The sequence below is a fragment of the Novosphingobium umbonatum genome (genome assembly GCF_004005905.1).
Classification (GTDB): domain Bacteria; phylum Pseudomonadota; class Alphaproteobacteria; order Sphingomonadales; family Sphingomonadaceae; genus Novosphingobium; species Novosphingobium umbonatum.
Window position 1 is genome coordinate 226514 of sequence record NZ_SACO01000005.1, and the last position, 23971, is coordinate 250484.

The 23971-nt window shown below is 62.9% G+C and carries 22 protein-coding genes; 11 read left to right on the forward strand and 11 right to left on the reverse strand.

Going from position 1 to position 23971, the window contains the following annotated elements:
* Window positions 1-4: 4 nt before the first annotated feature.
* Window positions 5-1174: an adenosyl-hopene transferase HpnH gene (hpnH, locus tag EOE18_RS09165; RefSeq protein ID WP_127708661.1), complete on the reverse strand. Its 1170-nt coding sequence runs from the start codon at window positions 1172-1174 to the stop codon at window positions 5-7.
* A 16-nt stretch (window positions 1175-1190) separates the two neighbouring features.
* On the reverse strand, window positions 1191-2135 hold the full coding sequence (gene ispH / locus EOE18_RS09170) for a 4-hydroxy-3-methylbut-2-enyl diphosphate reductase (protein WP_127708768.1): 945 nt from the start codon (window positions 2133-2135) through the stop codon (window positions 1191-1193).
* A 250-nt stretch (window positions 2136-2385) separates the two neighbouring features.
* On the opposite strand from ispH, the gene EOE18_RS09175 reads away from it, so the two are divergent.
* Window positions 2386-2991, forward strand: coding sequence for an ABC transporter substrate-binding protein (locus tag EOE18_RS09175; protein WP_127708664.1), 606 nt, complete (start codon window positions 2386-2388; stop codon window positions 2989-2991).
* Window positions 2992-2994: 3 nt separating this feature from the next.
* Here EOE18_RS09175 and EOE18_RS09180 read toward each other — a convergent pair whose 3' ends face one another.
* Both EOE18_RS09180 and dxs read right to left on the reverse strand, forming a co-directional pair.
* On the reverse strand, window positions 2995-3441 hold the full coding sequence (locus EOE18_RS09180; RefSeq protein WP_164852717.1) for a DUF2141 domain-containing protein: 447 nt from the start codon (window positions 3439-3441) through the stop codon (window positions 2995-2997).
* Complete coding sequence (gene dxs, locus EOE18_RS09185) at window positions 3438-5393, reverse strand: 1-deoxy-D-xylulose-5-phosphate synthase (protein WP_127708670.1); 1956 nt, start codon at window positions 5391-5393, stop codon at window positions 3438-3440. Before dxs ends, EOE18_RS09180 begins: the two co-directional genes overlap by 4 nt.
* Window positions 5394-5569: 176 nt before the next feature.
* Here dxs and EOE18_RS09190 point away from each other — a divergent pair, with 176 nt between their 5' ends.
* From EOE18_RS09190 to EOE18_RS09200, 3 genes are all read left to right on the forward strand, one after another.
* Window positions 5570-7582: a TonB-dependent receptor plug domain-containing protein gene (locus tag EOE18_RS09190; protein ID WP_246027350.1), complete on the forward strand. Its 2013-nt coding sequence runs from the start codon at window positions 5570-5572 to the stop codon at window positions 7580-7582.
* Window positions 7583-7621: 39 nt separating this feature from the next.
* Window positions 7622-8119, forward strand: coding sequence for a (2Fe-2S)-binding protein (locus tag EOE18_RS09195; protein ID WP_127708673.1), 498 nt, complete (start codon window positions 7622-7624; stop codon window positions 8117-8119).
* A gap of 137 nt (window positions 8120-8256) precedes the next feature.
* On the forward strand, window positions 8257-8886 hold the full coding sequence (locus tag EOE18_RS09200) for a class I SAM-dependent methyltransferase (protein ID WP_127708675.1): 630 nt from the start codon (window positions 8257-8259) through the stop codon (window positions 8884-8886).
* Window positions 8887-8945: 59 nt separating this feature from the next.
* Here the strand turns inward: EOE18_RS09200 and EOE18_RS09205 are convergent, their stop codons facing one another.
* Complete coding sequence (locus EOE18_RS09205) at window positions 8946-9770, reverse strand: glycerophosphoryl diester phosphodiesterase membrane domain-containing protein (protein ID WP_127708678.1); 825 nt, start codon at window positions 9768-9770, stop codon at window positions 8946-8948.
* Window positions 9771-9863: 93 nt separating this feature from the next.
* Between EOE18_RS09205 and lipB the strand changes: the two genes are divergently transcribed.
* Window positions 9864-10574 (forward strand): lipoyl(octanoyl) transferase LipB, encoded by a 711-nt coding sequence (gene lipB / locus EOE18_RS09210; RefSeq protein ID WP_127708681.1) that lies wholly within the window; start codon window positions 9864-9866, stop codon window positions 10572-10574.
* A complete protein-coding gene (locus EOE18_RS09215) occupies window positions 10571-10831 on the forward strand; it encodes a hypothetical protein (RefSeq protein WP_127708684.1) in 261 nt (86 codons plus the stop codon). The genes lipB and EOE18_RS09215 overlap by 4 nt, the downstream gene beginning before the upstream one ends.
* 254 nt (window positions 10832-11085) lie before the next feature.
* On the opposite strand, the gene nadA is transcribed toward EOE18_RS09215, so the two are convergent.
* The 4 genes from nadA to EOE18_RS09235 form a co-directional block, all read right to left on the reverse strand.
* Window positions 11086-12075, reverse strand: a complete 990-nt coding sequence (nadA, locus tag EOE18_RS09220) for a quinolinate synthase NadA (RefSeq protein WP_127708687.1) — start codon at window positions 12073-12075, stop codon at window positions 11086-11088.
* A gap of 79 nt (window positions 12076-12154) precedes the next feature.
* Window positions 12155-13033: an MBL fold metallo-hydrolase gene (locus EOE18_RS09225; protein WP_127708690.1), complete on the reverse strand. Its 879-nt coding sequence runs from the start codon at window positions 13031-13033 to the stop codon at window positions 12155-12157.
* Window positions 13034-13078: 45 nt separating this feature from the next.
* Window positions 13079-13540 (reverse strand): DUF1465 family protein, encoded by a 462-nt coding sequence (locus tag EOE18_RS09230; RefSeq protein WP_127708692.1) that lies wholly within the window; start codon window positions 13538-13540, stop codon window positions 13079-13081.
* A 135-nt stretch (window positions 13541-13675) separates the two neighbouring features.
* Window positions 13676-13885, reverse strand: a complete 210-nt coding sequence (locus tag EOE18_RS09235) for a YdcH family protein (RefSeq protein ID WP_127708695.1) — start codon at window positions 13883-13885, stop codon at window positions 13676-13678.
* Between the two features lie 474 nt (window positions 13886-14359).
* On the opposite strand from EOE18_RS09235, the gene EOE18_RS09240 reads away from it, so the two are divergent.
* The 5 genes from EOE18_RS09240 (at window position 14360) to tilS (ending at window position 20198) form a co-directional block, all read left to right on the forward strand.
* Complete coding sequence (locus EOE18_RS09240) at window positions 14360-14515, forward strand: YdcH family protein (protein WP_127708699.1); 156 nt, start codon at window positions 14360-14362, stop codon at window positions 14513-14515.
* A 212-nt stretch (window positions 14516-14727) separates the two neighbouring features.
* Entirely contained in the window at window positions 14728-17031 is a 2304-nt protein-coding gene (gene ptsP / locus EOE18_RS09245; protein WP_127708701.1) for a phosphoenolpyruvate--protein phosphotransferase, read from the forward strand.
* 98 nt (window positions 17032-17129) lie between these two features.
* Window positions 17130-18095, forward strand: a complete 966-nt coding sequence (locus EOE18_RS09250; RefSeq protein WP_127708704.1) for a helix-turn-helix domain-containing protein — start codon at window positions 17130-17132, stop codon at window positions 18093-18095.
* Between the two features lie 82 nt (window positions 18096-18177).
* Window positions 18178-19245: a hypothetical protein gene (locus EOE18_RS09255; protein WP_246027351.1), complete on the forward strand. Its 1068-nt coding sequence runs from the start codon at window positions 18178-18180 to the stop codon at window positions 19243-19245.
* A complete protein-coding gene (tilS, locus tag EOE18_RS09260; protein WP_246027352.1) occupies window positions 19236-20198 on the forward strand; it encodes a tRNA lysidine(34) synthetase TilS in 963 nt (320 codons plus the stop codon). The genes EOE18_RS09255 and tilS overlap by 10 nt, the downstream gene beginning before the upstream one ends.
* Here tilS and EOE18_RS09265 read toward each other — a convergent pair.
* Together EOE18_RS09265 and EOE18_RS09270 are read right to left on the reverse strand one after the other, a co-directional pair.
* Window positions 20195-20923 carry a L,D-transpeptidase family protein gene (locus EOE18_RS09265; RefSeq protein WP_127708707.1) on the reverse strand — a complete coding sequence of 243 codons (729 nt, stop codon included), beginning with the start codon at window positions 20921-20923 and terminating at the stop codon, window positions 20195-20197. The two genes, tilS and EOE18_RS09265, sit on opposite strands and share 4 nt — an antisense overlap.
* Before the next feature lie 170 nt (window positions 20924-21093).
* On the reverse strand, window positions 21094-23862 hold the full coding sequence (locus EOE18_RS09270) for a phosphoenolpyruvate carboxylase (protein WP_127708710.1): 2769 nt from the start codon (window positions 23860-23862) through the stop codon (window positions 21094-21096).
* Window positions 23863-23971: the final 109 nt, after the last annotated feature.

Below are 23971 nucleotides of genomic sequence, written 5' to 3' on the forward strand. Positions count from 1 at the left end.
GCCTTTATGCCGCGCGTGTGGCGCGGCGGTAGCCTTCGGGGTCCTCGATGCGGATCTTTTCCATCTCGCGCTCCACATGGGATGCGTGAACATCCTGCGCGCGGCGGGCGTTGGACAGGTCGATGTCGGGCGCCATCGGGCCATCGGTGCGGATGCCCTGCATGCCCACTTTCATGAAAGCAAGCGGGTTGGTCAGGCCTTCCTTGGCCGCGGTGCCTTCAAAGCCGCAATGGACCATGCAATCGGAGCATTTTTCATAGCGGCCAACGCCATACTGGTCCCAATCGGTGCCCTCCATCAATTCGGCAAAGCTGTCGACATAGCCTTCGCCTACCAGATAGCAGGGCTTTTGCCAGCCAAACACCGTGCGCAGGGGCATGGACCAAGGCGTGCATTGATAGGCGCGGTTGCCCGCCAGAAAATCGAGGAACAGCGGCGAATTGGTAAATTTCCACGCCTTGCCGCCCGCCTTGCCCGCCGGCGCCCCGCCATTGCCGCGCGCGAACAGGTCGCGGAACAGGCGCTTGGTTTTCTCGCGGTTGAGGAAATGCTCCTGATCGGCGGCGCGTTCATAGGCATAGCCGGGCGATATGGTGACTTCCACATCCAGCCCCGTCATCAGATCGAGAAAGCGGGCCAGACGCGCCGGATCGGCATCGTTGAACACGGTGCAATTGACCTGCACTCGAAAGCCCTTGGCCTTGGCCAGATGGATGGCTTCGACCGCTACGTCATAGACGCCGTCCTGACTGACCGCCTTGTCATGCATCGCCTGATCGCCATCCAGATGGATCGACCAAGTAAAATAGGGCGAGGGCTGATAATCCTCGATTTTTTTCTTCAGCAACAGGGCATTGGTGCAAAGGATCACGAATTTCTTGGCGGCCACATAGCCTTCGACAATGCGCGGCATATCGCGGTGCAGCAAGGGTTCGCCCCCTGCGATGGAGACGGCAGGCGCGCCGCATTCCTCGACCGCTTCCATACATTGCTCATAGCTCAGGCGGCGGTTGAGGATGGCATCGGGATAATCGATTTTGCCACAACCCTTGCAGGCCAGATTGCAGCGCAGCAACGGCTCCAGCATCAGCACCAGAGGATATTTGCCGCCCTTGATCTGGCTGGCAATGGCATGGCCCGCAATGCGCAGGGTGGGGCCAAGGGGTAGCGACATGGCGAAACTCCGAAATTCAGGACGCGGCAGCAGGCGCAGGGCGCCGCAGGGCTGCGGGCAGGCTGAACGACACGTTTTCGACAATGCCGTCAAGCTCTTCGATCTGGATCTGGCGCAAGGAGGACAGGCGGGCGATCACATCCTCGACCAGCGATTCCGGCGCGCTGGCGCCTGCGGTGATGCCGATGGTGGCGATGCCCTCCAGCCAAGCTGGATCTACTTCCGACCCGTCATTGACCAGCCATGCCGGTTTGCCCATGCTGGCCGCCACATCGCGCAGCCGGTTGGAATTGGAGGAATTGGCCGCGCCCACCACGATCAGTGCATCACATTGCTCGGCCAGATCGCGCACCGCATTCTGGCGATTTTGCGTGGCATAGCAAATGTCGGCGACATCCGGCCCCGCCACATTGCTGAAACGGGCCTTTAACGCCGCGATCACCAGCCTTGTATCATCCACCGACAGGGTGGTCTGGGTGATATAGGCCAGCGGCGCGTCCAACGGCAAAGGCAGGCTGTCCACATCTTCTGGCCTTGCCACCAGATGCACCGGTGCGTCGATCTGGCCCAGCGTGCCCACCACCTCGGGATGGCCCGCATGGCCGATCAACACCACATGGCGGCCTTCGCGAGCGAAACGGGCGCCATGCAGATGCACCTTGGTCACCAAGGGACAAGTGGCATCCAGCACCGGAAGGGCGCGGCTATGGGCCGCCTCCACCACGCTGCGCGGTACGCCATGGGCGGAGAAAACCGTCACCGCGCCCTCGGGCACTTCGTCCAGTTCCTCCACAAACACCGCGCCCAGCCCGCGCAGCCGGTTGACCACATGGGCATTGTGCACAATTTCGTGGCGGACATAGACAGGGGCGCCATGCTGCTCCAGCGCCTTTTCGACAATGGCAATCGCGCGCACCACGCCCGCGCAAAATCCACGCGGCGAGGCCAGCAATACACGCAAATCGGGGGCTGTATCGGCATGGTTCAAGCGGGACAAACCCTTCTGCCAGAGGACCAACTCTTGATAGTGGGATCATGCCTGTTATCCCAGAGGAGGCAAGCCCCTAAACGGGCATGAAACTGTCTCTACGCGGATTAGCGGAAGATGAACCGCAAGTTCATTGCACCCTAAGACAGATTGTCTTAGCCTTAATGCAAGAAAGCCACGCTGGCTGGGGATCGGCAGGCGGGCGGAACATGGGTAGGCGACGATGATGTGGAATCGACCTGTATGGGCCGTGGTGGCCCTATGTGCGCTTTCTGTAACCGCGACGCCCGCGATGGCGCAGGCCAGCGATCCAGCGGCACAGGTGGTCGATGGGCTGGATAGCGCCCTGATCGCCACGATGAAAACCGGTGGCGGGATTGCGGCACGCGCCCATGTGATCGGTCCTGCGGTGGATCGGGCGTTTGATCTGCCGTTGATGGCGCGCCTGTCGGTGGGGCCCGCCTGGACCGGCTTTTCCCCGCAGGAACAGGCAGGTGTGATCGCTGCCTTTCGCGCGATGAGCGTGGCGCAATATGCGGCCAATTTCGACAGCTATAGCGGCGAGAAATTCACGCTGACAGGCCCTGTGGAAGTGCGCGGCACCGACCGTCTGGTGCGCACGACGCTGACTGGCCCCAAGGGGGTGAACGAGGCGCTCAACTATCGCCTGCGCGAAAGCGGGGGGCAGTGGAAGATCATCGATGTTTTCTATCGCAATGCCATCAGCCAATTGGCCACGCGGCGCAGCGATTTTTCGGCCGTTCTGGCCAAAGGCGGCGCGCCAGCCTTGATCAGCCATCTCAACCGGTTGGCCGCCAATCCCAAATAAAGCCTATTTGGGCCCCATCATATAGCGCAGGCTGAATTGCAGCACCTGCGGCTTGGCCTCATGGGTGAACACCGCCTCGTCCCATTTGGGCGGGGCAAAGCGCACCTTGGCATCGCGGGAAAAGCCGAAGCCTTCCTTGGGGACCACGCCCATGATGCGGTCCATCTTGCCATTGGCGTTCTCGTCATGGAAGGCCTGGGCGGCATAATCGCCAGCGGGAATAGCGGGAAAGGTGATGGTGGTCACCCCCGCCTGTGCCGGAGCGCTGGCTTCATAAACGCAAGTATCGGCCAGAAAGCGCTCCTTGGGGCAGAGCGCCACATGCACGCGGCCTTTGGCGCTGCGTACTTGGGCCACTTGCACGGTGACAGGCGCGGTGGCCACCGAGGCCGAAGGCGCAGCGGGCACACCGCCCGCCGCTGCAAAAGCCAGCGCCACAGGCAGGATCACGCGCGAACGTCTCCCGCGCCCAGCAGCGCTTCGTCCATATCGTTCCAGCGCAGGGCCTTGAGCACGGTTTCCACAATATGCGGGGCGTTGAGGCCCGCCGTATCATATTGCTTGTCGGGCGCGTCATGGTCCTGAAACACATCGGGCAGCCGCATGGTGCGGATCTTCAGACCGGCATCAGTCCAGCCTTCATCGCTGGCCAAAGTTAGAATATGCGCGCCAAGACCGCCGATGCTGCCTTCCTCGATGCTGATTACGACCTCATGCGTGGCGGCCAGACGGCGGATCAGATCCTCGTCCAAAGGCTTGGCAAAACGCAGATCGGCCACCGTGGTGGGCAGGCCCTTGGCCTCCAGCGTGTCGGCTGCCTTCAACGCCTCGGCCAGACGCGTGCCAAGGCTGAGGATGGCGATTTTGCCCGAACCACCGCGCACGATCCGCCCCTTGCCGATTTCCAACCGCTGGGGCGTTTCGGGCAGGGGCACGCCCACGCCATTGCCGCGCGGATAGCGGAAGGCAATCGGCCCGCTGTCATGGCAGGCGGCGGTATAGGTCATATGCACCAGCTCGGCCTCGTCCGCCGCGGCCATCACCACCATATTGGGCAGGGATGCCAGATAGGTGACATCAAATGTGCCCGCATGGGTGCAGCCATCGGCGCCCACCAGCCCCGCACGGTCAATCGCAAAGCGCACGGGCAGGTTCTGGATCGCCACATCATGCACCACCTGATCATAGGCGCGTTGCAGGAAGGTGGAGTAAATGGCGCAAAAAGGCTTCATCCCCTGCGCGGCAAGGCCAGCAGCAAAGGTGACGGCGTGTTGTTCGGCAATGCCTACGTCGAAGGTGCGCGTGGGATGGGCCTTGGCGAATTTGTCCACGCCGGTGCCGCTGGGCATGGCGGCGGTGATCGCCACGATCTTGTCATCGCTATCAGCCAGCTTGGCCAAAGTCTCGCCAAACACATTCTGATAGGCGGGCGCCTTGGCGACGGCCTTCACCTGCTCGCCGGTGATGACGTTGAATTTCTGCACGCCGTGATATTTGTCAGCTGCCGCCTCGGCGGGGCCATAGCCCTTGCCCTTTTGCGTGACGACATGGATCAGGCAGGGCCCTTCGGCGGCATCGCGCACATTTTCCAGAACAGGGATCAATTGTTCCAGATTATGCCCATCGATCGGGCCGACATAGTAAAAGCCCAATTCCTCGAACAGGGTTCCGCCCATCACCATACCGCGCGCAAACTCGTCGGTCTTTTTGGCGGCGCTGTGCAAAGGTGCGGGCAGGCGGCGCGACAGTTTCTTGGCCATTTCGCGCAGTTCGAGGAAGGGGCGCGACGAAACCAGACGCGCCAGATAGGCCGACAGGCCACCCACCGGCGGGGCAATCGACATGTCATTGTCGTTCAGGATCACAACCAGACGATTGCCCGCCGCCTGCGCGTTGTTCATCGCCTCATAGGCCATGCCTGCGCTCATCGAACCATCGCCGATCACCGCAATCGCCTTGCCGGGCTGGCCAGCAATCTTGTTAGCTATTGCAAAGCCCAAAGCCGCCGAGATCGAGGTGCTGGAATGCGCCGCGCCGAAAGGATCATATTCGCTCTCGCTGCGCTTGGTAAAGCCCGACAGGCCGCCGGGTTGGCGCAGGGTGCGGATACGGTCGCGGCGACCGGTGATGATCTTATGCGGATAGGCCTGATGGCCCACATCCCAGATCACTTTGTCGCGGGGAGTTTCAAACACATAATGCAGCGCCACGGTCAGTTCGACCACGCCAAGGCCGGACCCCAGATGCCCGCCGGTCTGACCCACGGTATGGATCATCTCGGCCCGCACATCGTCGGCCAATTGGCGCAATTGCCCCATGTCCAGCCCGCGCATATCGGCGGGCACTTTCACCCTATCGAGCATTGGTGTGTCGAGCACAGGTGTTGAAAGTTCAGCGTCCATAACCGCCTGCCTTACACGCAGCCAAGCGCGCTGTCGATTGACCCTGAAGGCGATTTGAAAGGTTAATTAGGGAAAAACGCAGGGGAAAAGCGGGCTCTGGCCGAAGGTAGTATTGAAAAACCTATTTTCTTCGGGCTCGCTGAGGCCCAAGATAAAAGCGTTGCAGGGAGAGTATCATGGCCAAGGCCGCATGGGGTATGACGATTTGCGCTCTGGCCGGAGGTGTTCCGGTGGCGCAGGCGCAGGAATCGGAATTGACGGTGATTGGCCAGCCCTTGCCGCCCAGCGCGGCGCAGGGGGCCTATTCCAGCCAGACTTTGGGCCGTGATGCCTTGATGGCCGCGCCATCGGGGCGGATCGAGGATGTGTTGGGCAATGTGGCCGGTTTCCAACAATTCCGCCGTTCGGACAGCCGTTCGGCCAATCCTTCGGCGCAGGGGGCCAATTTGCGCGCTCTGGGAGGCAATGCGGCCTCGCGGACATTGGTGTTGCTGGATGGGGTGCCCATGGCCGATCCGATGTTCGGCGCGGTGCCATGGTCGGCTATGGCGCCCGAAAGGCTGGGGGCGATCCGCGTCACGCGCGGGGGCGGTTCGGGGGCCTTTGGTGCTGGCGCGGTGGCGGGCACGATTGAAATGGAAAGCGCCCCACGCGGATCTTTGATGCAGGGCGAGGCGGCGGTGAATGATCGCGGCGAATCGAGCCTGACCGGCATGTTATCCCCCCGCCTTGGCGCCGGTTTTGCGCAGGTTTCGGGCCGGTGGGATCGCGGGGCCGGTTTCTGGACCACGCCGGTCGACCAACGCGTGCCCGCCAGCGCGAAGGCGCGGTTTGACAGCTGGTCTGCTTCGGCGCGGGCGGTGGCGCCTATCGGCACGGATATGGAATTGCAGGGCCGCGTGACGGCCTATGACGACCATCGCACCTTGCGCTTTGCCGGAGCCAACAGCCATGCCAGCGGCGAGGATGCCAGCCTGCGCCTGATCGGGCGGGGACGGTGGAAGTTTGATCTGCTCGGCTATTTGCAGGATCGCGGCTTTTCCAATATCACCATTTCGGCCACCACTTTCCGCACCTCACTGGATCAGCGCCAAACGCCTGCCACCGGCCTTGGCGGCAAGCTGGAGATTCGTCCGCCGGTGGGCGGCGGCCATGTGCTGCGCTTGGGCGCGGATTGGCGGCGGGCGCAGGGGGACCTGTCGGAAGTGGCCTATAATGCGGCAACCGGCGCGGTGACCGCCTATCGCAATGCGGGCGGGCGCAACGAGGACAAGGGCCTGTTTGTCGAGGATGATTGGCAGCAAGGCCCGCTGACGCTGACTTTGGGCCTGCGTGCCGATCGCTGGAGCGTGGATGGCGGCTATAACACCGCCCGTTCGGCGGCGGGCGTGGTGACGCAGGATCTGCGCCATGCCAGTCGCGCCGATTGGGCGGTGACGGGGCGGGGCGGGGCCTTGCTCAAACTGGCTGATGGGGCTTCCCTGCGCGCCTCGGCCTATACCGGTCTGCGCCAACCCACCATCAACGAGCTTTACCGCAGCTTCTCGCTGGTGGCATCGGGCGTGACGACGGTCACCAATGCCAACCCCTTGCTGGCCAATGAAAAGCTGGAGGGTTACGAGGCGGGGCTGGATCTGGCGCCTGCGCCATGGTTGAAACTGTCGGCCACGGCTTTCATCAACCGGCTGGGCAATGCGATTGCCAATGTGACCATCGCCCAAACCGCCACCACCATCACCCGCCAGCGTCAGAATGTGGATGCCATCCGCGCCAAGGGGGTAGAACTAGCGGCCAGCGTTCATGCGGGCGCATGGAGCATGGAGGGCAGCATGGCGCTGACCGATTCTGTGGTGCGCACCAGTGGGGCGATGAATGGCATGCGCCCTTCGCAAACGCCGCGTGTCTCGGCCAATGTGCAGGCGCGCTGGCAACCGGCGAAGGGCTGGCAGGCGGTGCTGGGCTTGCGCCATGTGGGGCCACAATATGAGGATGATTTGCAAGTGTTCCGCATGGCTCCGGCCACCACGCTGAACGCTTTTGTGCAGGCGCCTTTGGGCCATGGGGCCAGCCTGATCCTGCGCGGGGAAAATCTGGGCGATGCGGCGGTGCAGACCCGTTATCAGGGCGCCAACAGCATTGATCTGGCCGCGCCGCGCACGGTGTGGGCGGGGATCAGGTTTGGCGGCTAAAACCTTGCGGGGGCGGTCGGCACAGGGCATGGAGCGGGCATGACCGCGCTCACTGTCAATGGCCGTCCGCTCTCCTTTGCGATGGACCCGCAAACCCCCTTGCTATGGGCCTTGCGCGATGCGGCCAATCTGACCGGCACCAAATATGGTTGTGGCAGCGGGGAATGCGGGGCCTGCATCGTCTGGGTGGATGGCAAGGCGCAGGCCTCTTGCCAGATCACCTTAGCGCAGGTGGAAGGCGGCATGGTGACCACCATCGAAGGGCTGAGCCGCGACCGGTCCCACCCTGTGCAGCAGGCCATGGTGGCGCAAGGCGCGATCCAATGCGGATTTTGCACCAGCGGGATCGTGATGGCGGCGGCGGCGCTGTTGGCCAGTAATCCTGCGCCCTCGGCGGAACAGATTCGTGCCAGCCTGACCAATATATGCCGATGCGGGGTTACCCCGCGTCTGGTGCAGGCAGTTTTGCAGGCTGCGCGAATCCAGCGCGGCGAAGAACAGCAGTCCGCGGCAGGTAAAGCGCCGGTTCAGGGCTGAGCACTTATCCACCGAATTGCGGGACGCGGGTCCCAAGCTTGGACGCAGGCTTGACGCTTCCTGCTTGCCAAGAGGCAAAGGTTTTGCAAACCAATGCTACGGTAAAGTTACAAATTGGACGGGGAATATACAGGCGTATGTCGAGCGAGTTTGCGAAAGAGGCGCCTTTCTACCGCTTGAAACAGCGTGTTCGCCACGCCTTGGGCCCATGGGGTGTGTTTCTGCAGGGTTTCCTGAAAAATCCGGTGATGGTCGGCTCGATCGTGCCTTCCTCGCGCTTTACGATCAACCGCGTGTTGTCTGCGGTGGATTGGGACAATACCAAGCTTTTCGTGGAATATGGTCCGGGCGTAGGTACGTTTTGTCAGCCCGTTCTGGATCGCCTTAGCCGCGACGGCACTTTGCTGGTGATCGACCTCAATCCCGATTTCATCGATTATTTGCAGAAAACCATCACTGACAGCCGCTTTATCGCGGTTAATGGTTCGGCGGCCGATGTCGAAGAGATCATCCGCGCCCATGGGCATGAAAAGGCTGATTACATCATTTCGGGCCTGCCCTTTTCCACCCTGCCGCCCGGTGTGGGGCCTGCGATTGCCAGCGCCACCTATCGCGTGCTGCGCAAGGGCGGGGCTTTCCTTGTCTATCAATTCACCCCGCGTGCGGGCGATTTCATGGCCCAGTTCTTCAAGCGGATCGACAAGGGGCTGGAGTGGATCAACGTCCCGCCATGCTTCCTGTTCTGGGGCTGGAAGGACGAGGATTGAGTTCACCGATTTGAGTTCACAAGAAGGGGGCGCGGTAAACGCCCCCTTTTTTATGCGCCTTACCAGACGCCGCGCGGCGTTTCGGCAGTTTCGCCCGACAATTGGTGATAGCAGGCCGTCAGCATGGCGCAGAGATAGACCGCCGCCACCGCCGTCAGCAGCGAACTGACCACGGCCGCTGTAATATGGGCTGCCTGCGGCCCGCCCAGCAACCCGCCAATGACGCCGCTGATCGAGATGCCCGCGTAAATCGCCACCACCGCCAGCAGCGCCGCCATGCCCATAAAGCCCAGCAACCGCCCGACATTGCCCTTGGTCAACCGCCATGATTGACGCAGGGCCGCCCAAGGGTTGCGCTGGCGTTCCACCGCGATGACCGGCGCGGTCAATGTTGTGCGCAGATAGAGATAGAACAGGCCGACCACCACCAGCGCCACCGCCGCCAACAGGATGCCTTGCTGGCCGCTGATGCTGGCCAAGCCGATGACCGTGCCGCCCAGAACGGACAGCAGCACGACCATGATGATCTGCGCCGCGATATAGGTCGCCCCGCCCTTGACGCCCTGCATCAATGCCTGCCCCACGGTCGGCGCGCCGCGATCCCCCATCAGGCCCAACATGCCCAAGGTCCCCACCGCCTGCATCACCAGCATGGGCAGCAGGAAGGGCAGGGTGGCCAGATAATAATCCTCCATCGCCTGCGCCATGGCCACCGGATCCGAAGCGCTGGGCTTGGGCGGTTCGTTCATGAACAGCGCAAAGGCCAGACGCGGCACCAGAAAGAACACGCCTGCCAGCGTCAGCAGCAATTCGCGATTGGCCATGACCAAGGCGGCGGCCTCGCGCCATGCCTGATTGCTGTCCAGCTTGATGGCCCGTTTCATAAAATCGCAATCCTTCCATGCCGCACCGGAACTTCGCTCAGCCCGACGCTTGCCCTCTTGATAACCGCAGCAAGATGGCCCACGCAACGCGTCATGCCAAATCTTACCCAGAATCTCGACTACAGCCAAACCCTTGGTGGTGTGGAAATCCGCCGCGACTATGAAAATGTGCCCTATCGCAGGGCTTTGGATGCGCAATTGGCCCGCAATGATGCGATTGGGCTTGGTCAGGCCAGCGATCTGATCTGGCTGCTGGAACATCCGCCGGTCTATACCGCAGGCACCAGCGCGCAGATCTCCGATGTGCTGGACCAGCGTTTCGAGATTGTGGAAGCGGGGCGCGGGGGCAAATATACCTATCACGGGCCGGGGCAGCGCATCGGTTATGTCTTGCTGGACTTGCGCCAGCGCGCGCGGGATGTACGCGGATTTGTCCATGCGCTGGAGGGCTGGGTGATCGACACTCTGGGCGATTTTGGCGTGGAAAGCTGGCGCAGCGAGGCGGGTGTGGGCATCTGGACCCGCGATGTCGACGGCAGCGAGGCCAAGATCGGCGCGATTGGTGTGCGCATCCGGCGCTGGGTCACCTGCCATGGGTTTTCGGTCAATCTCTCGCCGGACCTGTCGCATTTTTCCGGCATTGTGCCTTGCGGCATTGCCGAAAAGGGCGTGACCAGTCTGGCGCGGCTGGGGCTGGACGTATCGGCGCAACAATGGGACGAGGCGCTGTTGGCACGGGCAGAGGCGTTTCTGGCGAAGCTGGATGTCGCCTGTCCTCCGGTGAGTGCGGAGAAAGAAGTATGAAGCGTTTGGTGGTGATAGCGGCTCTGGCCCTGCTGGCGGCCTGTGGCGAGAAGAAAGCGGCCAAGAGCGATGACCAGCGCACGGCTTCGGGGCAAATCCTGCCCGGTTCGGTCAGCGATTCGATGATCGCCTATGACGCGCTGACATCTCAGGCGCCGATTCAGCCGCGGGCGGTGGTGGCTGCTCCCGTGGCGGCGGCCAGTTCGGCGGCGGAGGAGGCGGCTCCGGTGGAGGCGGGGAGTCCGGTGGCGGAGTGAGGGGGGGAGTTTGCCGCTGGCAGGCAAAGGGACTCGTCCCTTTGCGATCCCATTAATGGGCGTGACCGCTAGCGCTTTGTGATTATGTTTTAAGGCCGTTGCGCGGCATGGTTTGGACGTAAGGCTTGCGTTGGAACCTCGGGGGTGTGGGGGCATTGCCCCCACTTGAAACGATTTGCCCTAGCCTTCCGACACACCCCCGTGAAAGGGATCGCCAAGGGACGAGTCCCTTGGCCCGCCGGAGGCATCCTAAATCAACGCGCGCCCAGGTCCCCCTGACCCACCGTGCCACTGGCCATCTCCAGCATACGGTCGAGGCTTTCCTTGGCCTTCAGGCGCAGAGGCTCGTCGATCTCGATACGCGGGGATAGGTCGCGCAGGGAAAGATAGAGCTTTTCCAGCGTGTTAAGCGCCATGTAGGGGCAGATGTTGCAGTTGCAATTGCCATCGGCACCGGGCGCGCCGATGAAGGTCTTGTTGGGAATGGCCAGCTGCATCTGGTGGATGATATGCGGCTCGGTGGCCACGATCAGCGTGTCGGCATCAATCGTCTTGGCATAGTTCAAAATGCCGCTGGTGGAGCCGACATAATCGGCATGGTCCACGATGGTTGGCGGGCATTCGGGATGCGCGGCAATCGGCGCATCGGGATGCTGGGCCTTTAGCTTGAGCAATTCGGTCTCGCTGAAAGCTTCATGCACGATGCACACGCCGGGCCACAACAGCATTTCGCGGTCGAACTTGCGCGCCAGATAGCCGCCAAGGTGGCGGTCAGGGCCAAAGATGATCTTCTGGTCACGCGGGATTTGCGCCAGGATCTTTTCCGCGCTGGAACTGGTGACGATGATGTCGGACAAAGCCTTCACCTCGGTCGAGCAGTTGATATAGGTCAGCGCGATATGGTCGGGATGGGCTTCGCGGAACGCCTTGAACTTTTCGGGCGGGCAGGCGTCTTCAAGGCTGCAACCCGCGTTGAGGTCGGGCAGCACCACAGTCTTTTCGGGCGAGAGGATCTTGGCCACCTCGGCCATGAATTTCACGCCGCAAAAGGCAATGACATCCGCGTCGGTCTCGGCGGCTTTGCGGCTCAGCTCCAGACTGTCGCCCACAAAATCGGCCAGATCCTGCAATTCGGGCCGCTGGTAATAATGGGCCAGAATGACGGCGTTCTTTTCCACCCGCAGGCGGTTGATCTCGGCCAGCAGCTCTTCCTTGGTGCTGGGCATTGCAGTTTGGACAGTCATGGCATCGCTCCCGTTCAAGGGCTTTCATTTGCCGCGCCTCCTAGGCGGGCCGGGGCCGGTCCCCAAGTGAAAATTGGTGTCAGGCGGCGAGGAATAACTCGCCATCGCGGGCAATCATCCCCCGCCTTTCCAGATCAAGCAGATGGGCCAGCACCGATTGCCCCGCCGCGCGCAGCAGCTTGGCATCAAGGCCGGGATACATTTGTTCGACCATGGCGGGGATGCTGGCGGGGGCCTCCTCCAGCAGGCGCAGGATCTGTTTCTCGCGCAGGCGGCGGTGGCCGATCATGCCGCGCAGCAATTGCTGTGGCTTGTCCACCTGCGGGCCATGGGCGGGGTAATAGACGCGGTCCTCGCGCTGTTGCAGGCGCTCCAGACTGTTCATATAATCGCCCATGTCCCCGTCGGGGGGCGACACCACCGTGGTGGACCAGCCCATCACATGATCGCCGGTGAACAAGGCGCCGGTTTCCAGCAGCGCAAAGCACAGATGGTTCGACGTGTGCCCCGGCGTTTCCAGCGCGACCAGCGTGGCCGAGGGCAGGCGGATAATCTCGCCATCGGACAGGATGCGATCGGGTTGATAGTCGGTGTCAAAGGCGGCATCGCTGCGCGGCCCGTCATCCTCCAGCGTCAGCGGTGCGCAGCCGATGATCGGCGCTCCGGTCGCGGCGGCCAGCGGCGCGGCGGCGGGGGAATGGTCGCGATGCGTATGGGTGCAGGCAATGGCCAGAACCGGCGCATCGCCAATCGCGGCCAGCAGCGCGGCAATATGTTCGGCATCGTCCGGACCAGGATCGATCACCGCCAAGCCACGGCTGTCGCCGACCACATAGGTCTGGGTGCCGGTGAAGGTATAGGGTCCGGCATTGGTGGCCAAGACGCGGCCTACCAGCGGTTCCAGCCTTTCGACAGCGCCCACGGGCCATGGTTGCGGGGGATGTTCCATGCGGCCCATATGGGGATGGGCCCGCGATTTGTCGAGGCTTTCGGCTAGGAAACCTCAGGCTACATTTTGGGATAGGCGTGCGCGCAGTTGGTCCAGCGCGGAATGGACGCCTGGCGCAGGCTCGCGCCAGCTGCGGTCGAGCCTGAGCAGGCGGGCGTAGAAATTCTCGGTATGGCTGACCAGATTTTGCAGGTTTTCGGGCAGAAGAGCCAGTCTTTGCGCATCGCCCGCCGGAAAATCGGGTGCTAGGCGGCCATAGCGGCGCAGCTGGAATTCCGACAATTCGCCCATGAAATAGGCGCGGTGGTTGAGCAGCCATGCCATGGCATGCATCATCCGCGTGGTGGTGCGCAAAGCCTCGCAAGACAGGGCAATCCGCGCGGCATCGGCGTCCGTGCCGGTTTGTTCGATGCGGCCCGACAGGTCAAATGCGCCGCGCACCTCGTCCGACAGGACCAGCGCCTCGCAATAAAGGCCTTCGACAATGCGCGGGTTGATGGTGGTGGCGTGGCTCATGACCGGCATTCGTTAGGGGGTGAAGGGCGGGCGGCGCAATCGGGCAGCCAGAGCAGACTGTCCCGAAATGGATCGTTACCGGTATAGTTCCAAAATTTCAGTATTTTGGCAAGGGTTTGTTGTAAATTCCCGCCATCAGGCGATGATATCGGGAATCAGGTAATCCTCGATCAGCGATATCTGGTCCTTCAGTTTCAGCTTGCGCTTTTTCAGGCGGGCGATCTGCAACTGGTCGCTCGTGCCATTGGGGCCCGCCACGCTGGACAGGGCATCAATCGCCGCATCCAGATCGCGATGCTCTACCTTCAGCATCTCCAGCCGCTTGCGCAGTTCCTCCTCGGTCACCAGCGAATGCTCCAGACTAGAATGCTTGCCACAGGCACCTTGCTCTAGTCATGCGCGGGCCTCATCGCAAGCTTTACTGCAGGCGAAGTGGTGGCACTGTCCCGACTTGGTTCATTTGCCGCAAATGCCCTTAGCAGCCTGTCGCAAGGCAAAACGCTTCGTCGCTTTACAGCGGCGATCGACGTCAAAAGGGCTTCGCAAGGCGGGGCTCTTGTGGTTCTTTCCATCCGCGCCGGATGAAATTTCGATTCGCCCCATTCGCAGGAGAGATAGGGGCGGTTGATGACAGTTTCGCGGCGTGGCGGGATGTGAAGCCCGTCGGTGCATCAAGGGGGGTAAGCCAAAGGCGCCCACCACACGACGCGCCCTGCATCCTTTGTCCGCGCTATTGCGGGCCAACTGGGATCGGGATGGGGACGCGCCGCGCTGGCGGGGGCCGCAATTCTAGCTGATAAGAGCCAAGGAGAACGCCTCGTGGAATCATCGCATCTCAACGCTTTGCAGACCAAGCACGCTGGTCTTGAACGCCGGATTGCCGAGGAAATGAAAAGCCCGCATCCTGATTTGGCCATGATCGCCAGCCTGAAGCGCCACAAGCTGCGCTTGCGAGACCAGCTCGCCCATCACTGATCCCTTATCCTTTCCCATCAACAGCCCCCGGTCCGCGCCTGTTGTCCAAAACGCGGGTCGGGGGCTTTTATATTGCGCGGATCGGGTGCAGCATTCCAATCGCGCCCAGATGGGCAAATTCTGGCCCAATGCACCCGAATTTGCGCCGAATGCATGGTTTTGCCCACCTTGCCTGTTTGCAAATAGCGCAATTTGGCCTTAGGTCTGGGCCCATGACCAGCGCACCTATCGGCCCCACTTCCAATTCCAGCGCGGTGGCCTCCGCGCGCAAGATTCTTACTCGCCTGCACGAGGTGATGGCATCGCGCAGCCATGCGCAGGCCAAGCTGAATACGGTGGTGGATGTGATCGGCGAAAGCCTCGATAGCGAGGTTTGCTCGATCTATCTGCTGCGTGAAGGCATGCTGGAATTGTTCGCCACCCGTGGTCTGGCGCAGGAGGCGGTGCATGTCACCCGCATGGGCGTGGGCGAAGGTCTGGTGGGCACGATTGCCTCCAATAGCGAAACGCTCAATCTGGCCGAAGCGACGGCGCACCCCGACTTTTCCTATCGCCCCGAAACGGGGGAGGATAAATTCCACTCCTTCGCCGGCGTGCCGATTGTGCGGCGCGAACGGGCGGTGGGCGTGCTTTGCGTGCAGCATGTCGATCCGCGCCGTTATGAAGAGGTGGAGATCGAGGCGCTGCAAACCGTGGCCATGGTGCTGTCGGAATTGATCGCCAATGCCGAACTGGTCGATGAGGAGGAAGCTGCTGGCCTTGCCGCCGCGCTGACGGGGCCGGAGAAAATGTCGGGCCTTACGCTGGTAAAGGGGCTGGGCAGCGGGGTGGCGGTCTATCACCAACCGCGCATCACCATCGAACATGTCGTGGCCGAGGATACCGAGGCCGAGCGCCAGCGCGTCTATCTGGCCTTTGACAAGATGCGCGAGCAGATCGACCGCATGGCCAGTCAGGCCGAATTCGGCATCGGGGGCGAGCATGAGGAAGTGCTCTCCACCTACAAGATGTTCGCCTATGACGAAGGCTGGAGCCGCCGCATCAATGAGGCGATCGACAGCGGCCTGACCGCCGAGGCCGCGATCGAGCGCGTGCAGCAGCGGACCCGTATGCGTATGCGCCAGATCGATGACGCGCTGCTGGCCGACCGCATGCATGATCTGGAGGATCTCTCCAACCGCTTGCTGCGCATTGTGTCGGGCCAGTTGGGCACAGCGGCCAGCATGGGCTTGCGCAATGACGCGATCCTGATTGCGCGCAATCTGGGGCCTGCCGAACTGCTGGAATATGACAAACGCCGGCTGAAGGGGGTGATCCTAGAGGAAGGCTCGCTGACCGCGCATGTGGTGATCGTGGCGCGGGCGATGGGCATTCCGGTGCTGGGCCGTGTGAAAAGCCTGCGCGGGCGGGTGCGTGAAGGCGACCAGATCCTGCTCGACGCCGATCAGGGCTTGGCTTTCGCCCGCCCGACGCGCGACATGGTGATCGGTTTTGACGAACGCTATGCCAAGAGTCGCGAACGTCAGGCCAAATATGTCGCCATGCGCGATGTGGTGCCGGTCACCGCCGATGGTGAGCGGATTTCGGTGCTGATCAATGCGGGCCTGCGTGAGGATATGCCCAATCTGTCGCTGACCGGCGCGGATGGGGTGGGCCTGTACCGCACCGAATTCCAGTTCCTTGTCGCCGCCACCTTGCCCAGTCGTGAGCGCCAGACGCGGCTTTACCGCGAAGTGCTGGAAGTGGCCGGTTCCAAGCCGGTGGTGTTCCGCACGGTGGACATTGGCGGGGACAAGAGCCTGCCTTACCTGCGGCATGAAGACGACATGCACGAGGAAAACCCTGCCATGGGCTGGCGCGCCTTGCGCGTGGCGCTGGAGAGAGACGGTTTGCTCAAAGCGCAGGCGCGGGCCTTGCTGGAGGCTTCGGCGGGGCGCGTGCTCAACGTGATGTTCCCCATGATTTCGGAACCTTGGGAGTTTGATGCTGCCAAGGCGGTGTTCGATGCGCAATTGGCGCATTTGAAGACCTTGGGCAAAACCCTGCCGGAATCGGTGAAATATGGCGCCATGCTGGAAGTGCCCGCGTTGGCCGAAGTGCTGGATATTCTGCTGCCCAAGCTGTCCTTCCTGTCGATCGGCACGAATGACCTGACCCAGTTCCTGTTGGCGGCGGACCGTTCCAACCCGAAACTGGCCGAGCGTTATGACTGGCTGTCGCCCGCGATCCTGCGCTTCATCCGGCGCGTGTCGGCGGCGGGGCGTGAATATCATGTGCCGATGACCGTTTGCGGCGAAATGGGCGGGCGTCCGCTGGAGGCTTTGGCGCTGTTGGGCGTGGGCATCCGCCGCCTGTCGATCACCCCTGCGGGCGTGGCGCCGATCAAGGAATTGGTGCGCCGCGTCAATCTGGCCGAGATTACCCAGGCGATGGAAGGCTGGCTGGCCAATCCGCCCGCCAATCTGCGCGAGGTGATGACCGCTTGGGCGAGCGAGCGCGGCTTGCTTGCCGATTGACATATATCCCAAACTCCGCGCTCTAGGTGGTTGACTTGGGATGGTTTACAGAGTCTTGTCGCCGCGACGGGCGATAATGGCATTCGGATAGAAACGACATGAGTGCGCAAGAACAAGGAACTTCGGGACTGCCGCAAGGCGTAGGCGCCAAGCTGCGCGCCGCGCGTGAGGCTGCGGGCCTGTCGCTGGGCGATCTGGCGGCGCAAAGCCGCATCCGCGAAAGGCACCTTCAGGCGCTGGAAGAAGGCGATCTGGCCGCCTTGCCGGGCCGCACCTATGCGCTGGGCTTTGCCAAGACTTTTGCCAATATGGTCGGGCTGGACGCTGCGGCGATCAGCGCGGAAACCGCCAAGGAACTGGACCGTCTGGCCGGTGCAGTCGAAGCCGAAACCGAGGCAGCCTTTGCCCCCGGCGATCCGGCGCGCGTGCCTTCCTCCGGCTTTGCCTGGGCGGCGGCGCTGGCTGTGGCTGTGGCGGGCGTGGGCGGCTATGTCTGGTGGCAGAACACCAGCAGCCCTGCGGTGGGCCTGCCATCCTTGCTGCCCAGCGAAACGCCTAGCGTAGCCCCTGTGGCCGCGCCCAGTGCGGAACCCAGCGAGGCCCCCAGCGCCGAGGCCAGCGCGCAGCCGAGCGGCCCCGTGGTGTTTACCGCCGAGGACGACAAGCTGTGGGTCAAATTCTATGACGGCAAGGGGCAGCAATTGCTGCAGAAGCTGATGGCCAAGGGCGAGACCTACACATTGCCCGAGGGCGTGGAAAATCCGCAATTGTGGACCGGCCGCCCCGAGGCTTTGTCGATTACCATTGGCGGGCAGGCCGTGCCCAAGATTGCCGAGAAGCAAAAGACGGTCAAGGATGTGCCGGTCAGCGCTGAGGCTTTGTTGGCCCGTGCCGCGACCCCTGCGCCCACCGAAAGCGCCAGCGCGGCGGCCACAGAGGCGGCAGTGACAAAGCCCGTGGTGCGCAAGCCTTTCCCCCGTCCGCGCCGCAGCACAGCCGCTGGCGATAGCGTCCCCGCGCCGCAGGCCACCGCAGCCAGCAATCCTTCCACCGTTTCGCAATAAGCTGGCCTCGACAGCGCGCCCCGCTTTCGGCATCAGTCGGGGGCAGGGGGCTGCCTGTTTAAAGCCATGGGAGCATGATGAGATGACACGTTTGCAGCGTTTGCGCCTTAACACCGGCAAGCTGTGGGCCGGTGGAGCGTTGTTGGCGCTGATGGCGCAGGGCATGGATCTGCCCGTGGCCAGCCTGTTGGTTTCGCCCGCCGTGGCGCAGGAAGCCGCGCCCAATCCCGAGGCCCGCCTGCGCAAGATCGAGGGCGAATTGCGCGCCGTGCAGCGCAAGGTCTTCCCCGGCGCGGACCCGAAAATGTTCCCGCAGGAACCGCCCGCCCCCGTGGTGGTCACGCCCGCGCCCACCGCCAGCGCCTTGACCGATGTGTTGATGCGTCTGGAAGCGGTGGAGGCCCAGAATGCGCGCCTGACCGCGCAGGTGGAGGATTTGAACCACCGCCTGACGCAATTGACCGCGCCCAAGGCGGAAGCGGCCGAAACCTTGGTGCCGACCGCCGATGGTGGCATGGCCGTTGCGCCTGCCAATGGGCCCAGCAATGCACCGGTTCCGGTTCCTGCACAAACTGTCGCAGCGCCTCCCGCGCCCAAGCCGGTTGCTGTGCAGCCTGCGCCTCAGCCCGCCCCCAAGCCGGTAGTGACCAAGCCTGCCAAGGTCGAAGCGGCCAAAGCCGAACCCGCGCCGGTCGCCAATGCCAAGCCGCCAGCCTCGCGCGTGGCGGCGGTGAAGGGCATCGTAAAGCCGCAGACCAGCGATCCGGCCGAAGATGATTATTCCTATGGCTTCAAGCTGTATGAGGCCAAATTCTATCCCGAGGCCGAGCAGCAGCTGAAGCTCTATCTGGAAGCCAATCCCAAGCATAAGAGCGTCAGCCGCGCCCGCAACCTGATTGGCCGCGCCTATCTGGACGATGGCAAGCCGCGTGAGGCCGCCACCTGGTTCCTGCAGAATTATCAGGCCAACAAGAAGGGCGAGCGCGCTGCCGACAGCCTGCTCAATCTGGCGGCGGCCATGATCGAGATGAAGGATACCAACCGCGCCTGTATCGCGATTGCCGAATTTGCCGATGGCTATGCGGTGGAAGCGGCGGGCCGTTTGAAGGCGCAATATGACGCCACGCGCAAGTCGGTGAAGTGCAACTGACACAGGAGCGTTTTGCCGCGGATCTGGCGAAAGTCTGGCCGGAGGGTGGGCGCGATCCGGCCCTAAGGCTGGGCATAGCCGTATCGGGCGGGCCGGATTCGCTGGCTTTGCTGTTGCTAGCCCATGCGGCGCGGCCCGATGCGGTTTGCGCGGCGACGGTGGATCACGGACTGCGCGCCGAGAGCGCGGGCGAGGCGGTGCAAGTGGCGCGGATCTGTGCTGAACGCGGCATTGCGCATGAGGTGCTGACCATCACCGTGGCGGAAGGCAATGTGCAAAGTCAGGCGCGAGAGGCCCGCTATGGCGCGCTTTCGGAATGGATGCGTCGCCGCGAAGTCGCGGCGCTGGCCACCGCCCATCACGCCGATGATCAGGCCGAAACCTTGCTGATGCGGCTGAACCGCGCCAGCGGCGTGGCGGGGCTGGCCGGTGTGCGCGAACGCGGCTTTGTGCCTGCCGAGGGCGATGCGCAATTGCTGATCCGGCCCTTGCTGGGCTGGCGCAAGGCGGAACTGGCCGATGTGGTGGCGCAGGCAGGTTTGGAACCCGCCGACGATCCGTCGAACCGCAATCAGGCCTATGACCGCGTGCGGATGCGTCAGGCTTTGGCGCAAGTCGATTGGCTGGATGTCCATGCTCTGGCCGCCAGCGCGCAATATCTGGCAGAGGCGGATACCGCGCTGGAATGGGCCGCCGAGCGCGAATATGGCGCCCGTGTGCAGCGCGAGGGGCTGGGCATGACCTATCGCCCCGCCGCACCGCGCGCGATTGCGCTGCGCGTGGTGGCGCGGATTGTGGAAGAGATCGACGGCAGCGCCCCGCGTGGCAGCGCCGTGGCGCGGCTGTTTGACAGTTTGCTTGCGCGCCAACCGGCGATGTTGGGCGATGTGATGGCGCGGCCCATGCCCGGTGGCTGGGCCTTCAGCCGCGCGCCTAAACGGCGAGCTATTTAAAGCTTCGCGCCCAATCCGGCCTGTTTGCCTCGGGTGATGATCACCCTGTCGCCCAGCTTGGCGCGGGCGAACAGCTTTTGCGCAAAGGCCTTGGGCACGCCGATGCAGCCATGGCTGGCATAGCCATTGCGCACATTGGAGCCGTGGATCGACACGCCATCATTGGTGAGCCGCATCATATAGGGCATCGGCGCGTTATAGAGATTGGAAATGTGGTGCTCATCCTTTTGGGTGATGGGAAACACCCCCAAGGGCGTGGGCTTTTCCTGCGTGCCCAGCAGCACCGCCGCCGCGCCGATCTCATAGCCGTCGCGGAATACGGAGAGCACGCGGGCCTCAAGATCCACTGTCACGATCAAAACGCCCGCAGGCACGCCTTTTTCATCCCACATCCAGTCGCCATAGCGGATCGGGCTTTTGATCGGCAGAATGCGCCGGATGACCAAAGCTTCGGGTTTGGCGGCAGGCTTTGGCGCATCGGCCACCAGCGGGACACTCTTGTCCGCCATTGGAGTGGGCGCGTCGGTTTGCTCTACAGGAGGTAGCGCTTCGGGCATAGCGCTTTGCACTGTGGCGGGCGGCTGTTCGTTGACATGGGCGGTGCCCTTGCGCTCGTCCCAATAGACCAGCCCAAGGCCAGCGATCACCACTAGCCCTATGCCAATCAGCACAGACAGGAAGCCATTGGGCCTTTGCGATGTGGTGGGATTATGCGCTTGCCCCATTTGGGCGCCTCTCGATCCTGCTATGCGTGAGGGCTGTATTTGGATCAAATGCCGCCTTTTGACCAGTGACCATGCGGCCATGTGCCAGAGCGGGACGTTTACCGCCGCAGATATGAAAAGGGGGCCGCCCATGCAGGCCGCCCCCTTCCGATTACTCTTTGTTGCAACCCTTAGCCATGGGCGCCAAATTCATTGGCAATGCTGGTGCCAATGCGCAGGGCCAGACCATAGGCACGCTCGATCGGCTCGATATAGTCGCGGCGGATGGCGGCATAGCCATTGGCGGCTTCGTCCGGATAATCGGCCGGTTCTTCCACATCGAAATCGTCAAGGCTGGGGAAGCTGGTGGGGAAGGCGCGGCGCAATTGGGCCAAGGCTTCTTCCACCCGCAGGCTGAACACCATTTCCAGCACGTCTTCACGCGCAATATCATTGGCGCGGCTGAATTGCGGCACCATCACCACGCGCAGGAACATATGCTGGAACAGCGCCAGACGCAAAGCCTGCAACACGCCGATCATCCGGCGCGTATGCTCGCGGTCGGGCAGGGGGGCCTCGTCAGGGATCAGCGAGAGCAGGCGGTGCAGCTTCAACGCATCGACCCGCAGGCGCGTGGACAGGCGGCGGAACACGCCTGCACGATCGTCTCCGGTCAGATATTCGGCCAGAGCAAGGCAGCCGTCCGAAATATGCTCCTCATGCCCGCGATAGGGGCGGCTCGCCCAATAGGCGCTGTTGAACAATTCGCCAAAGGCGGTCAGCGTCTTGATGCTGGCCAGTGCATTGGCGGCGCGGATCAGGCGCACGATCTGGCGACCGCGTTCGGACGAGCGCAGCAGGGCGGCCACTTCCTCGTAATTGCCCTCAGCCGCGCTGCCCGCACCGGCGATGATATTCACCGGATAGCCCAGTTGTTGCAGCACCGAATTATGCGGGATCGCGCGGATCTGGCGCAGGCTCATCGTGCGGTCGGCGGCAATGTCGCTTTGGCGGCGGCTCTTGCGGCTGCCCGTATCGTTCAACAGGCCAAGGCCAAAGGCGGTGACCGCACGGCTATAGGTGCCGCTGGACAAGTGATCCTGCTGCACGCGGCGGATCGCGCGGTAAAAGTCGAGGCTGAGGTCGGTGCGGCGATAGAACGGATCGGTCGGCGCATAGGGATCGGTTTCGGCAGGGGCCAGTTCGATAAAGCGGGTGAGCGTGGCCAGAGCCAGTTCATCGCTGCCAAAGAACAGATAGCCATCGCCGCCCTGAAACGACACTTCCGGCTCCAGACGGATGCCCGAACGCACAAAACGGCGGCGCGCCCATGGGCTGAGCGGCCATGCCAGACGGTCGGACAGGCTGGCCGGATGCGCGCCGCGGCCCATGCTTTCGCCATGGGTGTTGAAGATCAATGCTGAGACATCGGACAGCTCGTTGGCCTGCATCGCCTGCGCCAGACGGCCCTGCAAACGCTCGATGGCCAGCGCGGCGGGGATCTGCCCCACAAAGCGGCCAGCGTCGGAAAAGCCGGTCTGGATCGCCACGCGGCCACGGCCACGGGCATAGGCGCGATAGGCCGGTTCGGCCAGCAGCGCGTCAAGGAAGCGCCCGCCATGTTCCAGCGCGGTTTCGGTTTCGAACAAAGGCGACACATCCACCTTGTCCTCGATGCCGAACAGTTTGGCGAAATAAAGCGCGGCCAGCATGGTGGTGGGCTGTTCGCATTCGGCCACCAGCATGCGGATCGGCGTATCGGCATCAATATGGTGCAGGATCTGCGCCATGGTCAGGAACAGGCGTACAGCGGTGCTGTTCTCGATGGCGAGTGCCGCGAAATTGCTACGCAAAACCTTGGCATTGGCCAGCAGTTCGCGCATTTTCATCAGCGCGGCCTGACTGGCCAGATCGAGGCGGCCATCGGGATCGATACGGCGGCGGATGGCGTTTTGCAGCTGGCTGCTGTTCACGCGGAAATGCACCCAACCCATGCCCAGACCATCGGCGCGCATGGCCGAGGCGGCGGTCAGCAACACTTCGGCGGTGTCATCATCAGCCTTGTCGGCCAAGGCTTCCAGCTCGGCGATGATGCCGGTCAGGCTGGTCAGCTTGGCCGGATGGTCCGCCGTCAGCGTATTGGCTGCGGCGGAAAGCGCGGTGGGGTCCTTCAGATCATTGGCAAACAGCGCCGCCATTTCCTCGGCGCGTTCCTGCGCGGCGATCAGGCGGGTGGCAATGTCGGGCGCGGCCTCGGCCAGTTGCGCGGCATAGGCGGCCAGACGCTGCGCCTTTTCCGAAAGGCGATAGCGGATGCAGGTGTGCCAGCCAATGTCGGTGCGGCCATCCATGTCATAACCGACCCAGCTGGCAAAGCGGATGGGCAGCGGCTTCAGGCTGCGCCATTGCGTGGGCCAGCGGTGGCGCGCGGTCTGGAACAGGGCGGCGGTGATGGCATTGCGCGCGGCCTGCCCACGGGTCAGAGCGGCCAAGGCGGCATCATGCTCGGTATCCAGCGTGATCGTGTCACGCGTGGCACTGGCGGCGCAGGTGGCGGCGCCAAAATCGCCTGCGGTGGCGGCATGGGCCACGGTGGCGCTTTGCGCGCGGTTGAGCAGGAAGGTGGGGTGCGCGGTAAACACGATATGCGCGGCAGGGCGCGCCCATTTGGCGGCAAAGCTGGCAAAATCGCCGCTTTCGGCCAAGGCCTTTACGCGGGCCAGATTGGCGTCGGGCGCGGTGGGTTCCAGCAGGCGGTGCAACCGGCGGGCGCGGGCTTGCAGCCCTTCGCATTCCAGCTCGGCCACCATGGCCTCGACCTTGTTCAGGCTGAGATCGCCGCTTTCCAACCGGCGCGACAATTCCAGCGCCAGCTGAAACACGGGGTTGAACAGAGGCGTTTCTTCGGTGGTGGTATGCAGGTCTTGCAGACGCTGGCTAAGGGCAGCAATTTCGCTCATCTTTGGAACACTCCCTGAATCCTTAGGGTGCGCGGCTTGGGCCTGTCTCCCATCTGGCAACCCTTATCTGTTTGATGCGCAGATTAGGCCAAATTCCGCCCAAGGGGAA

What these genes read in the sequence shown, in the direction of transcription:
- hpnH (WP_127708661.1), bottom strand. Translation starts at nt 1,174, where the DNA reads ATGTCGCTACCCCTTGGCCCCACCCTGCGCATTGCGGGCCATGCCATT.
- EOE18_RS09175 (WP_127708664.1), top strand. Translation starts at nt 2,386, where the DNA reads ATGATGTGGAATCGACCTGTATGGGCCGTGGTGGCCCTATGTGCGCTT.
- dxs (WP_127708670.1), bottom strand. Translation starts at nt 5,393, where the DNA reads ATGGACGCTGAACTTTCAACACCTGTGCTCGACACACCAATGCTCGAT.
- EOE18_RS09190 (WP_246027350.1), top strand. Translation starts at nt 5,570, where the DNA reads ATGGCCAAGGCCGCATGGGGTATGACGATTTGCGCTCTGGCCGGAGGT.
- EOE18_RS09195 (WP_127708673.1), top strand. Translation starts at nt 7,622, where the DNA reads ATGACCGCGCTCACTGTCAATGGCCGTCCGCTCTCCTTTGCGATGGAC.
- EOE18_RS09200 (WP_127708675.1), top strand. Translation starts at nt 8,257, where the DNA reads ATGTCGAGCGAGTTTGCGAAAGAGGCGCCTTTCTACCGCTTGAAACAG.
- EOE18_RS09205 (WP_127708678.1), bottom strand. Translation starts at nt 9,770, where the DNA reads ATGAAACGGGCCATCAAGCTGGACAGCAATCAGGCATGGCGCGAGGCC.
- lipB (WP_127708681.1), top strand. Translation starts at nt 9,864, where the DNA reads ATGCCAAATCTTACCCAGAATCTCGACTACAGCCAAACCCTTGGTGGT.
- EOE18_RS09215 (WP_127708684.1), top strand. Translation starts at nt 10,571, where the DNA reads ATGAAGCGTTTGGTGGTGATAGCGGCTCTGGCCCTGCTGGCGGCCTGT.
- nadA (WP_127708687.1), bottom strand. Translation starts at nt 12,075, where the DNA reads ATGACTGTCCAAACTGCAATGCCCAGCACCAAGGAAGAGCTGCTGGCC.
- EOE18_RS09225 (WP_127708690.1), bottom strand. Translation starts at nt 13,033, where the DNA reads ATGGGCCGCATGGAACATCCCCCGCAACCATGGCCCGTGGGCGCTGTC.
- EOE18_RS09230 (WP_127708692.1), bottom strand. Translation starts at nt 13,540, where the DNA reads ATGAGCCACGCCACCACCATCAACCCGCGCATTGTCGAAGGCCTTTAT.
- ptsP (WP_127708701.1), top strand. Translation starts at nt 14,728, where the DNA reads ATGACCAGCGCACCTATCGGCCCCACTTCCAATTCCAGCGCGGTGGCC.
- EOE18_RS09250 (WP_127708704.1), top strand. Translation starts at nt 17,130, where the DNA reads ATGAGTGCGCAAGAACAAGGAACTTCGGGACTGCCGCAAGGCGTAGGC.
- EOE18_RS09255 (WP_246027351.1), top strand. Translation starts at nt 18,178, where the DNA reads ATGACACGTTTGCAGCGTTTGCGCCTTAACACCGGCAAGCTGTGGGCC.
- EOE18_RS09265 (WP_127708707.1), bottom strand. Translation starts at nt 20,923, where the DNA reads ATGGGGCAAGCGCATAATCCCACCACATCGCAAAGGCCCAATGGCTTC.
- EOE18_RS09270 (WP_127708710.1), bottom strand. Translation starts at nt 23,862, where the DNA reads ATGAGCGAAATTGCTGCCCTTAGCCAGCGTCTGCAAGACCTGCATACC.